The 13,061-nt window shown below is 61.1% G+C and carries 4 protein-coding genes; 1 reads left to right on the top strand and 3 read right to left on the bottom strand.

Annotated features, from left to right (window positions below; all coding sequences use genetic code 11):
* The 3 genes from P8H27_RS17950 to cysK all read right to left on the bottom strand — a co-directional run.
* On the bottom strand, positions 1-9,105 hold a 9,105-nt coding region (locus P8H27_RS17950), incomplete at its 3' end, for a peroxidase family protein (RefSeq protein ID WP_289639036.1).
* 1,102 nt (positions 9,106-10,207) lie between these two features.
* The gene (gene ihfB, locus P8H27_RS17945; RefSeq protein ID WP_172149193.1) at positions 10,208-10,492 is read right to left on the bottom strand and encodes an integration host factor subunit beta; all 285 of its coding nucleotides are present in this window, start codon (positions 10,490-10,492) and stop codon (positions 10,208-10,210) included.
* A 305-nt stretch (positions 10,493-10,797) separates the two neighbouring features.
* A complete protein-coding gene (gene cysK / locus P8H27_RS17940) occupies positions 10,798-11,772 on the bottom strand; it encodes a cysteine synthase A (RefSeq protein ID WP_289639035.1) in 975 nt (324 codons plus the stop codon).
* Positions 11,773-12,201: 429 nt separating this feature from the next.
* Here cysK and P8H27_RS17935 point away from each other — a divergent pair, with 429 nt between their 5' ends.
* Positions 12,202-13,047, top strand: a complete 846-nt coding sequence (locus P8H27_RS17935; protein WP_289639034.1) for a MoxR family ATPase — start codon at positions 12,202-12,204, stop codon at positions 13,045-13,047.
* Positions 13,048-13,061: the final 14 nt, after the last annotated feature.

Raw genomic sequence — 13,061 nt, 5'->3', positions numbered from 1 at the left:
ATCATCCCCCGGCGTACCGACGATCACACTGGTCACCACCGACGTCGCCACCGAGGTCACTGTCTCCAGCGTGCCAAGGTCATCGGTGTAGGTGACCCTGACCCGCAGTTGCAGTCCGGCATGGGCCAGGGTCGGGGTGAAGGTGGCGGTGGTGGCGCCGGCGATGTTGTTGAAGACGCCGCCGTTACCCGACTGCCATTGGTACGACAGCACAGGGTTAGCCGGGCCATCCGGGTCGGTGAAGGCGCGAGTGGCGGTTAGCAGCTGGCCGATCACCGGCGTCGTGTCGCTGATCAGCATGGTGCCGACCGGGGCGTCGTTGACCGAAACCGCTGCTACCAGGTCAGTCGTTGCCGAGAACACGGTCTCGAGTACGCCGTTGGCGTCCTTGTAAATGGCCATGACGCGCAGGGCCAAGCCTTCGACGTCATTGGTGACGCGGAAGGTCTTGCCGGTGGCCCTCTCCACGCCCAGACCGGTCGTGATCAGGATATCTTCGAACAGCCCGGTGCCGGTGAAGTCGGCTTGCCAGTAGTAGCTCACTGGCCCGGTGACCCTGCCTAGCCCTGGGTTATCGGCGTCGGTCACACCTTCGACCCCTGCGCTCAGCAGCGAGCCGACTTCCGGCGTGTTGTCGTTGATCGAAGCCAGACCTACTGGTTCGGCGTTCAGGCCATCAACCAGCACGACCGCCACGTCGTTGAACTGAATCCGTTCGATCCCAATCAGAGTGTCGACACCGTCGATACCGACCAGGTCGTTCACGGTGAAGGTGCCGTTGGCGAGGTTCTCGGTGATGAGGTAGTCCGCTGCGAGACCGTCGTAATAGGCGGTGTCGAAGTTGAAGCCACCAGCACCCGGCATGATTTCCCTAACGATCTGCAATTGCCCCGGGTTGTAGAAGCCGCTGAGCATCAGCGGAACCAGAGGCCTCATGCTGTCGTAGGTGGCGATCTCGTCCCCCACCGGCAAACCATTGGCGTCGATGCCGGCGCGTACGCTGATGCGCACGTTGAGCCACTTGTCGCCGTCGAGGATGTCGTCGCCACCGCGGCCATGGAGAATGTCGCTGCCGTCGCCGCCGAGGATGATGTTGCCGGCACCGAAGGAGGTGACCGGGTTGACGCCATCGCCAATGGCGGTGTCGAGCAACTCCTGCAGACCGTTGATCAGGGCGATGTTGGTCAGCACGCTGCCCTGGAAGCCGGCGGTGGCGATCACCGCGGCGTCGGCATCATCGCCGTGCAGGATGTCGCTGTGCCGCGAACCCGACAGGCCTTCCACTTCCTTGAAACGCGCCAGGATGCCGGCGGCCACCGGCCCAGGCGCTGCGTCGATGGCACGTACGGTCAGGTCGATATCGACACCCGTGAGGTCGTCCTTGAAGGTTGCCCAGTCGAAACCGGAGGCGCCGATGTACTTGTCGCCCGGGCCGGCGCTGCCGACCATGATGTCGTCGCCGCCCTCACTGTTCATGATGTCCGGCAGACCGCTACCGATGTAGACGTCGTTACCGATCACGGTATCGAGCCCGAGCGGGTCGAAGTTGTCGCCTGGGCTACCGTCCAGATGCCCGCCTTCGAGCCAGTCGTCGCCTTCGTTACCGGCGTTCTGCTCATCCGCGTTGCTGCCGAGGATGAAGTCGTTGCCCGGACCGCCGAAGGATTCGGTGCTGTCTTCACCGTTAATGATGAAGTCCTGACCGAAGCCGCCGAGGTTCAGGTTGATGCCGTTACCGCTGGCGATAACGTCGTTGCCGTCGTCGCCCTGGATATTATCGTCACCGCCAATGTCGGTGATGATGTCGTGGCCGGCGCCACCGCGGATCATGTCGTTGCCATGACCGCCTTCCAGACGATCATTACCGGCATCGCCCCAGAGCGTATCGTCGCCGATACTGCCGATCAGGGTGTCATTGCCGTCGGTGCCGCCGAGCACCACGTGCTCATCACCGGTGTAGTGCAGGTAGTTGGCCTCCACCGCAATGGTGCTGGGGTCGTCACGCATCACGTCGCCGTCAGGATCCGAGTTACCGGCGATGCCGTCGGCTCCGATCACATCGTCGAGAGTTCCCTGTATGCCGTCGGCTCCGGCCTCATCGAGCCCAGTGTGCTGCCTGCTCTGATCGGCCTCGAGGATCAGCCCCGGAGTCAGGAAGATCAGCCCCGGCAAGTGAGTCGCGCTGGTGTTGTTCGCCACCATCTTGGCGAACGAGTTGTTCTCCAGTTCGGTGACGAAGTTCAGGCCGGCGGTACGATCCAGGTAGTAGAAGCGGTCGCCGTTCTGCAGGGCCTCCAGTTGGGTTTCGAAGACGAAGTTGAAGGTCGAGCCGAGCATGCCGCCAAAGGGCATGATGGCTTCGGCCAGACCGCCGATCCAGAAGTCGATGGCATCGACCCCGGTGGTGGTTACGCCATTAGCCAGACTGGCATAGGCGCCCACACTGTTGAGGAAGTCCAGGCGGTCGCCGGCAATCAGATCAGCGTCAAAGATTCGCTGTTCCGCTGTCCCTTCATTAATAGTGGCCGTACCGCCCAGTACGAGTGCGGTCGCCACCGCGCGCATTTCAGCCAGCGTATTGACGTCAGCCGCCAGCAACTCGGCATGAGTACCGTAAGCGGCGATGAAGTTGATCACCGACGCCGGGTGCTTGAGGTTCTGCAGCAGATCGACCCAACTGGTGTACGGCTTCAGTTGGCTGTCGCCGGTCATGTTGTAGAACTCGCGGCGCGCCGCGTTGAACGAGGGAATGCCGGTATCGCGGCCGCGGGCGATGTTGATCGCGGCCAAGTCCAGCGGCAGGCCGACCAGGTTGTTACGCAGCGCCTCGGTGACGAACTCGTCAATCGCGTTACCCACCTGGCGGGTCAGCCCGCGGGCGATGGCGCCGGCGGCTTCGTCCGGGGTCGGACCGCTATCAACAAACGCCAACGGATTAAGGAAGGCGGCGATCAGGCCCATCTGCTGATTGCCTGCTTCTGTCGGGTTAGAGTCCCCCACGACATTGAAGTTGAGGTCGAGGCGGTCGACCGTCTCGGTCAGCATCGAGTGACCGAAGCGGTACACGGTGTGCGCGAACTCGGCAACGATCGACGCATCGATGTCGGCGTCATAGCCCTGGGTCGGGCCGATGAAGACGTCGATCTGCGGTTGGAGGGTGCGTGCGAACTCCTCGAACACCAGATGCTGATATTGCATCTCGGTGCTGAACTTACCGACCTGGAACAGCCGCTCGCCGTTCCACTCTAGGGCATCGATCGCCGCTTGGCCAACCGGTAGCGAGACGATCGGGGTCAGCAGCCACTCGTTGATGAAGGCCACATCGTTGCTCGCCAGCACCACGTCCTTGGTGTGTTCGACCATCCGGTTGTGCTCGGAGTGGAAGATGTGGTGCACCGCGGTCAGGCCGATGTTTTCGTTAACCCGACCGTCACCGGCGATGTAGTGGGCGTCAAGCAACGCGCTGTCGTAGGCGCTCGGATCAAGATCATCCGCAGTCCTGGGGATGCCGTCGGCGCCACCGCCGGCGGTGAAGACCGGCACCGCATTGTGGGCAATGTCAATGAGGAACTGGTGACCAGTGCGCACGGCAGTGGCCAGACTGATACCCTGCCCACCATTCGCGTCGGGGTCGCCTTCTATAACCACGTCATCGGCCGTGTTGGGGATGCCGTCAGGACCGAGCCCAGTGATGACTTGCGGGAAACCGTTGGGGCCCTTGATGAAGTTGCCGTAAGCATCAGTGCGCAGCAACGGTACGTTGTCGACATCGGCATCGGTCAGATTGATGCCAAGGATGTCCCGCGCCTGCGCCTTGACCACGGCCCAGGTAGCCATGCCACCGATTTCTACATCGTTGCCGTTACCGAACACGCCATCGACCAGGTCGCGGTTAGTGATCAGGCGTCCGGTGGCCACTGGCGCGCCGGCATCATTGATCTCATAAGCGCGCAGGAATACCTGTTGCGAGGAGTGCGAACCGTAGGTCTGGTTCTGGTCGACGAACGGCGAGGTAGTGTTTTCAGCCTCATGTGTGGTGTCGTCGGCGGTACCGAGAATACCGTCAGCACCTGGACCGTTCACTTGAGTGGCGCGGGTCACCATCATGAAGTTCGGTGCACCCGGCGCCGTGCTAAACAGCGGGTCATCCGGCAGCAGCGGAATGAAGACCGTGCCGTTACCACCCTTGGTCACCAGATCCAGACCATGGTCGAAGAACTGGCCGAAGAAAGTCATCCACGGGTTGAACGGCGCGGACAGCCCCTCGTCGGGCGCCACGTTGGGGATGAAGAACACATCCTTGTCGTCGGCGGTGCCGAACACACCGTCCAGGCCGGGGCTCTTGATGCTCTGCGAGCCCAGATTCGCGGCCATCGCAGCGACCGCCGCCGGGTTACTTGGCGTCTGGTCGACGATCAGGTTGCTGATGGTGCGCGGCTGGCTGTCCTGCACGAAGCCGCTGGTTTGGTTGTACGACGTGGGGGTAACACCGTCACCACCCATTGTTACATCCAAAGGCTCCGCTTCATTAAATACAGGATCCAGCAAACGCGGGAATACCGTGTCCGCCGCGCCGAACTGGCTCTGCCCGGCGAACAGGTTATTGAATTCCCCCGTCACCGTGCGCAGGCCAAGAGTCGAACGTTCATGCGGCAGCAGGGACAGCAAGTCCGCACCGGCCGCGTGCTGCTCGGCAATCTTGATCGAATCGAGGATGAACTGCAGATCCGAGCGGATCAGGTGGATGCCCGGGCTGGTAGTACTGGACTCGGCTGGCAGCGGAGCCACAGGGCCGGGCGCAACGCCGGCAACTACATCGGCGGTAGGTGCCGAGAAAACATTTTCCAGCACGCCGTTTTGGTCTTGATAGACCGCCCTGGCACGCAGGTTCAAGCCTTCGAGGTCAGGGGTCACTCTGAAGGTCTGACCGACCACCGGCAAACCGCCGGGGCCGACGATGTCCTCGAAGAAGCCATCCCCAGGCACCAGTTCAACCTGCCAGTAGTAGCTGACCCGACCGGTAATAGCCCCGCCCGCTGCGTTGTCGCCATCGGTTACACCGGCAATCGAGGCGGTCAGCGTCTGGAAGGATGCCACTGTACCGAGGATTTGCACCTGCCCCAGCGGCGAGAAGTTGCCGTTCTGCTGGGTGCCTGCGATTTCCTGGACAAAGCCCCCCGCCCCGTCACTCACCAGCGCGCCATCGCCAAACTGCAGACGCTCGATATTGGTCAGCCGGTCGGTTCCATCGCCATCGACGAAGGTATCGGTCACGGTGACGGTGCCGCTCGCGTCGACACTGACGATGTAGTCGGCGAGGTTGCCGGTAAACATGGCGGTGTCGTAGCCGCCTGCGCCGTCCATCAACTCACGCACTATCACCAGTTGGCCAGGGTTGTAAGTGCCGTTCAGCATGAGTGGAACCATGTCTTTCAGGCTGTTGAAACTGGCGATTTGAGCCCCTGTGCCATCATTGTTCTCGCGCACGCTAATGCGTACGTTCAGCCACTTGTCGCCATCGATCAGGTCATCGCCGCCACGGCCTTCGATGATGTCGCTGCCATCGCCGCCGAGGATGATGTTGCCGGAGCCGAACTGATCGTCGGCGTTACCCAAGATGCCGTCCGGGCCGGCAGCCGCACTGCCGAGGAACGCCCGCAGGCCGGCGATGTTGTCGATGTAGGCATTGGTCAGCACGCTGCCATAAGCACCGGCAGCGGCAATCTGCGCCGCGTCGGCGTGATCGCCGCGCAGATAGTCGCTAAAGGCCGAGCCCGACAGCCCTTCAACCTGGGCATATTTGGTGGTAACTGCGGCAAGCGCCGCGGCAATCGGCGTTTCATTGAAGGCATTGGCGAAGAAGTCAATGCTCACGCCATTGCGGCTGTTCTTGAAGGTGGCCCAGTCGAAGCCGGACATACCCTTCATCTTGTCCGGACCAGCGCTGCCGACGAAGATATCGTCGCCGCCCTCGCCGATCATTTCATCGAAGGTGCCATCACCGACGAAGACGTCGTGACCGATTACCTGGTCTCGGCCGAAGGGGTCGAAGTTGTCGCCGGGCGCACCGTCCTGGGTGCCGATTTCGATCCAGTCGTCGCCTTCATTACCGGCTTGCTGGACGTTGAATTTACTGCCCAGAATGAAGTCGTTGCCTTCGCCGGCAATCACCTCGGAGATGTCCTCGCCGGTGACGATAAAGTCATTGCCCTTACCGGCGATAATCAGGTTCACACCCGGACCGCCGTGGATCACGTCGTTACCGTCGCCGCCTTTGAGCACGTCGTCGCCACCCATGTCGGTGATGATGTCGTCGCCGGCGCCGCCCTGGATCTCGTCGTTGCCATGGCCACCCTCGAGGCGGTCATTGCCCTCGTCGCCATACAGGGTGTCGTCGCCAATGCTGGCGATAAGGATGTCGTCGCCGGCGGTGCCGCCGAGCACCACGTGCTCATCGCCGGTATAGCGCAGGTAGTTGGCGTCCGGCCCAGCGGTCGCCGGATTGTCGCGGATCACCAACGGCATCAGCGGGTCGCCGCTGTCGGGATCCGAGTTGCCGTCGATCAAGTCCGCTCCGACGACATCGTCGGCGGTGCCCTGTATACCGTCTGGGCCCGCTTCGTTAAGGCCGGTGAACTGTTTGGTTTGATCGACCTCGAGAATCAACCCAGGAGTCAGGAACAGCAGGCCCGGCAAGTGGGTCGCATCGGTATTGTTCATCACCAGTTCGGCGAAGGAATTCTGCTCCAACTCATGGACGAAATTCAGTCCAGCCAGACGGTGCAGATAATAGAAGCGGTCGCCATTCTGCAGCGCCTCGAGCTGGGTCTCGAAGACGAAGTTGAAGGTCGAACCGAGCATGCCGCCGAACGGCATTTTCGCCTCGGCCAGGCCACCGATCCAGAAGTCGATAGCGTCCAGGCCGGTGGTGGTCACACCGTTAGCGTCGCTGGCCCAGGCACCGGTGCTGTTGAGGAAGTCGAGACGGTCTGCCGGGGCGCCAGCGCCGTCGAGCACGATAGCCGAGGCCGCTGCACGCTTACCGGCGAGGGTGGTTTCGGCAGTGATGGTCGAGTGGGTGCCGTAGGCGGCGATGAAGTTAATCAGCGATTCCGGGTGTTTAATGTTCAGCACGAAATCGCCCCAACTGGTGTAGGGCTTCAGTTGGGCGTCGCCGGTGCCGGCATAGAACTCACGACGCGCCGCATTCAAGGACGGCACACCGGTATCTCGGCCACGGGCGATGTTGATCGCGGCCAGATCCAGTGGCAGACCGACCAGATTGTTACGCAGGGCTTCGGTGACGAACTCGTCGATTTCGTTACCGACCTGGCGGGTCACGCCGCGGATGATGGCGCCAGCCGCCTCATCGGGAGTGGGGCCGCTGGCGGCAAACTCCAACGGATTAAGAAAAGCGGCGATCAGGCCGATCTCGCTGGAGACGAAATTCGGATCCAGACGGTCGATGGTCTCGAGCAACATCGAGTGGCCGAAACGGTAAACCGTGTGCGCGAACTCGGCGACGATCGACGGATCGATGGTGTCGTCGAAATCGATGAAGGCATCGATTTGCGGTTGAATGGTGCGCGCGAACTCCTCGAACACGATGTGCTGGTACTGCATTTCAGTGCCGAACTTGGCGGATTGGAACAAGCGCTCGCCGTTCCAATCGAGCGTCGACAGGTCAGCAGGTATTGCTGCAACCGGGGTCAACAACCACTGATTGAGGAAAGCCACATCGCCCGACTCGATGAGCACACTCTTGGTTTGCTCGACCAAACGGTTGTGCTCGGAGTGAAAGATGTGGTGCACCGTGGTCAGGCCGATGTTCTCGTTAACCCGGCCATCGCCTGCGATGTAGTGGGCGTCGAGCAGCTCGTTGTCATAAGTGCCCGCCTCGGACAGGCCGACGGCGCTGTCGCTGTCTGGCAGCAGATTACCGCCGGCATCGAATACCGGCACCGCGTTATGGGCGATGTCGATCAGGAACTGGTGATTGGTGCCTATCGCGTTGTCCAGGCTGATGCCCAGCCCGCCATTGGCCAAGGGGTCGCCTTCGACCAGGACGTTGCCCGCCATTACCACCTGCGGATAGCCGTTGGGGCCCTTGATGAAGTTGCCGTATTGATCGGTGGCGAGCAGCGGCACGTTGTCGAATTGGGCATCGGTCAGATTGATGCCGAGAATGTCGCGGGCCTGCGCCTTGACCACCTTCCAGGTCGCCATGCCGCCGATTTCGACATCATCGGCAGTACCGAACTGACCATCGGGGCCGAGGTCGCGATTGGTGATCAACTTGCCGGTCGCAACCGGTTTGCCTTCTGCGTTGACCGCATAGGCGCGCAGGAACACCTGTTGCGAGGCATGCGAGCCATAGGTCTGGTTCTGGTCGACGAACGGAGACGTGGTGTTTTCATGCTCCACGGTATCGTCGGCAGTGCCGAGTATCCCATCCGCGCCAGGCCCGGCCACCTGTGTGGCCCGGGTGAGCACCATGAAATTCGGCGCGCCAGGGGTCGGATCGAACAGCGGGTCATCCGGCTGCAGTTGCATGAACACCGTGCCATTGCCGCCCTTGGTGACCAGGTCGAGCCCATGATCGAAGAACTGGCCGAAGAAGGTCATCCACTGGTTGAAGGGTGCGGAGAGCCCCTCGTCCGGGGCAATGTTCGGAATAAGGAACACATCCTTGTCGTCGGGCGTACCGAAGATGCCATCCAGGCCGGGGCTCACGACGGTTTCAGCGCCGTCATTACCTGCCGCCGCGGCCACTGCCGCCGGATTATTGGCGGTCTGATCGACGATCAGGTTGCTGATGGTGCGCGGCTGCGAGTCGAACACCAAGCCGCTGGTCTGGGTATAGGAGGTGCCGCCCTCGGCAGCGTTGAATACCGGGGTGAGCAGCCGAGGAAACAGCGTGTCGGCAGCACCGAACAGGTTGCGTCCCTCGATCAGGTTGTTGAACGACCCATCGACCGTGCGCAGGCCAAAACCTACCTCTGTATTCGGAAGCAGATCGAGCAGATCCGCACCCGCCGCATGGGCTTCGGCAATCAGGATCTGCTGAAGAATGAACTCGAGATCGGACTTGATGAAGTTGGCCATTTCTATTCCCTCGGTGCTTTGCGCACAAAACGCAAAAAACAGGAAGCCACGTGCATGCAAATCCTCGCAAAAGCGTGGCTCAGCGTTGCAATACAGAACGGTTACGGGTGGCGATGCCTGGGATAAGGCCAAAAACTGCTCGCACCAACATGCTTACGCGCGTCGGTGTACGACTAGAGTTGAATTTGCCCCATCAACGCCGAGAGAACTCAGCGTTGAATTTCAGGCACGAGGTGGCCCATGGAACTGCGGGTCGAAGAAGTGCCCTAGCGGTGACCACATAACCGAAACGTGAAACGAGACTCTGCTCATGATGTTCATCCAGTGTTGGCTGGCTGACACAAACTTCGCGCCCTCTCCTGCGCCGCAAGCTTCATCAGCAATTACACACGATTAGACTAAAGTCCCGGTCTTTAAGATTGTCAAGTTACCGTCGGTCAGAACAATAAAAACCGTTACGAATCATAAGTCACTGCCAGCACTAGATAAAAATCAATACAGCATCATCGGGAGACGACCGCTGACAGGGCTCTCAGCCTTGCGCGATGCCGAAAAACCGATCTATACCTAAACAACGCAAGCACCTCTGGCGCCTGATCAGGGCGACAGCATCGCCGGCGCCTTTGCCCGGATGGCACATCGCCCTGGCATGGCCAAGCCGTCAGGGGTTGCGATACTGGAGGATCGACATGGATCTTTTTTCACCCCCGCGCGCGCAATGGGCACAGGGCTTGTTGTGCTTGCGGGAAAGCCCTGACCGGGCAGCATCCGTCCTGGCCAGCAGCCTGAAGCTGACGCCAGCGCTTTATTTGCTGCGGGTGCATGGGCGTGGCAGCGCACGGCGATCGCGAAGTCCACCGATGGGATAGCGCGCCCCATCGATCGCGCACAGGCACGTAGCCGGACGCTTTGCGTCCAGCAGAGGCTGGATGAGAGAAGGTTTTAGCGGCGAAGCTTTTGCTGCGCCTCATCGAAGAGAGCGGGCAATCTCCGGCCATGCCGGCCGGTCGTCCGTGCGGCGTCGCCCTGCGCTTGGCCTGGGCAGGAGAGGGTCGAGAAAGAGAAGGCGGGGGACAGTTTCAAACAGTCTTAAACAGCGTGCTTATTCGTCTTCGTTGACCCGATCACGCAGCTCTTTGCCCGGCTTGAAATGCGGCACGAATTTGCCATCGAGCCGAACCGAATCACCCGTTTTCGGGTTACGCCCAACGCGAGGCGCGCGGTAGTGCAGAGAAAAACTGCCGAAACCGCGGATTTCAATGCGGTCACCCGTAGCCAAAGCCTGAGACATTTGCTCCAGCATGGTTTTGATGGCCAGCTCGACATCTTTGTTTGAGAGCTGGCCCTGATGGGTGACGATCCTTTCGATCAACTCCGACTTGGTCATGTTTTTCCCTTCTTTTTCAAGCGGCTAGATCACTCGATAGAATGGTTTTAGCATGCTGATCGGCATTTGAACAGCCCGAAAAACAATGGATTACAGGGGATAGCGGTGTTTCTTGCTGTTGTGGGAGGGCCGACCTCGGCGCGATGCTTTTGATTGTTGGGCGGACGCTGTCCGCCATCGCCACGGGGCGCGTGACCCACATGGATGCGGGAAATGCCACTAGCCCGTCAGGAACGGGCACGGCCCTCCTACAGGGATAGCGGTGTTAGCAGCTGTTGTAGGAGGGCCGAGCCGGCGCGATGCGTTTACTGCTGCAGCTCCTGTTCGCTGAACAAGTCGCTGAACAGCATGCTGCTCAGGTAGCGCTCACCGGAATCCGGCAGGATCACCACGATGGTTTTGCCCTGCATTGCCGGTTCGGCGGCGATGCGCAGGGCTGCGGCCATGGCTGCGCCGCTGGAAATACCGCAGAGAATGCCTTCTTCACGCATCAAACGTAGCGCCACGGCCTTGGAGTCCTCGTCGCTGACCAGTTCGACGCGGTCGACCAGGCCCAGGTCGAGGTTGTTCGGCACGAAGCCGGCGCCGATGCCCTGGATCTTGTGCGGGCTGGGCTTGACCTCCTCGCCGGCGATGGTCTGGCTGATCACCGGCGAGCTGACCGGTTCTACCGCCACCGAGATAATCGGCTTGCCCCGGGCTTGCTTGATGTAGCGCGACACCCCGGTGATGGTGCCGCCGGTGCCGACGCCCGAAACGAGCACATCGACCGCGCCGTCGGTGTCGTTCCAGATTTCCGGACCGGTGGTCGTTTCGTGGATCGCCGGGTTGGCCGGGTTGTTGAACTGTTGCGGCATGAAGTATTTAGCGGGGTTGGAAGCGGCAATTTCCGTGGCTCGCTCGATGGCACCGTTCATGCCTTTGGCCGGTTCGGTGAGTTCCAGTTCGGCGCCCAAGGCCTTGAGTACCTTGCGCCGTTCCAGGCTCATCGAAGCGGGCATGGTCAGCAGCAATTGGTAGCCGCGCGCCGCCGCGACGAAGGCCAGACCGATGCCGGTATTGCCCGAGGTCGGCTCGACGATGGTCATGCCGGGCTTGAGCACACCGCGCTCCTCCGCATCCCAAACCATGCTGGCGCCGATCCGGCACTTCACCGAATAGGCCGGGTTACGCCCCTCGGTCTTGGCCAGGATGGTCACGCCGGCCGGGCCGAGGCGATTGATTTTGACCAGCGGGGTGTTGCCAATGGCTTGTGCGTTGTCTGCGAAGATACGACTCATGGCGGTGTCCTTGTGCTGTGCTGCTGGAAGAAGGCCTGAGAACTTGTGAAAAAACTCTCGCCTACTGCGGCCGCCTCCAAACGCCCGCTGCGGCGTTGCGCTACGTGAAAAGCAGGGTCATTTAGCTCACTAAACTCCCCTGCTTTTCACGTATCGCGCCTTGCCGCGAACGCCTGGAGACGGCCTCGCTACGTCGCTCGATATTTTCACAAGCTCTGAAGCCTATGATGCGCAGGCCCGGCCGTCCAGTACGGCGAAAGCCGACTGGGGACGCCAGCCGACTCCTGTGACGTGCAAAGCGTGACCCGCCATTCAGTGACTGAATGGCGCGTCTGCGTTCACAGTCGCCGGGGCTGCGCGGTATAGTCGTTTTTTCAAATACTGAACCCGCGGGTATTACCCGGCGCGTTACCGTTCGAGGATTTACCGATGAAGTTCGAAGGCACCCAGTCGTACGTCGCCACCGACGACCTCAAGCTCGCGGTCAACGCCGCGATTACCCTGGAGCGCCCGTTGCTGGTCAAGGGCGAACCGGGCACCGGCAAGACCATGCTCGCCGAGCAACTGGCCGAGTCCTTCGGCGCCAAGCTGATCACCTGGCACATCAAGTCCACGACCAAGGCCCACCAGGGGCTGTACGAGTACGACGCGGTCAGCCGCCTGCGCGATTCGCAGCTGGATTCCGCCAAGGTCGACGACGTTCGCAACTACATCAAGAAGGGTAAGCTGTGGGAAGCCTTCGAGGCCGAGGAGCGGGTGATTCTGCTGATCGACGAGATCGACAAGGCCGATATCGAGTTCCCCAACGACTTGTTGCAAGAGCTCGACAAGATGGAGTTCTACGTTTACGAGACCGACGAGACGATCAAGGCGAAAAAACGCCCGATCATCATCATCACCTCGAACAACGAGAAAGAGCTGCCGGACGCCTTCCTGCGCCGCTGCTTCTTCCACTACATCGCCTTCCCGGATCGCGTGACCCTGCAGAAGATCGTCGACGTGCACTACCCGGACATCAAGAAAGACCTGGTCGCCGAGGCGCTGGACGTGTTCTTCGATGTGCGCAAGGTGCCGGGCCTGAAGAAGAAGCCGTCCACCAGCGAGCTGGTCGACTGGCTGAAACTGCTGATGGCCGACAACATCGGCGAAGCCGTATTGCGCGAACGCGATCCGACCAAGGCCATCCCGCCGCTGGCCGGTGCCTTGGTGAAAAACGAGCAGGACGTGCAGCTGCTCGAGCGCCTGGCGTTCATGAGCCGCCGCGCCAGCCGCTGAAAATCGCCCCGAGG

The organism is Pseudomonas sp. sp1636 (assembly GCF_030376615.1).
GTDB lineage: Bacteria > Pseudomonadota > Gammaproteobacteria > Pseudomonadales > Pseudomonadaceae > Aquipseudomonas.
The sequence above is the reverse complement of the archived record's forward strand: the minus strand, read 5'-3'. Positions and strand labels throughout refer to the sequence as shown.

Bases quoted from the DNA above. Each gene is read 5' to 3' on its own strand.
- P8H27_RS17935 (WP_289639034.1), top strand. From the start codon at position 12,202: ATGAAGTTCGAAGGCACCCAGTCGTACGTCGCCACCGACGACCTCAAG.
- ihfB (WP_172149193.1), bottom strand. From the start codon at position 10,492: ATGACCAAGTCGGAGTTGATCGAAAGGATCGTCACCCATCAGGGCCAG.
- cysK (WP_289639035.1), bottom strand. From the start codon at position 11,772: ATGAGTCGTATCTTCGCAGACAACGCACAAGCCATTGGCAACACCCCG.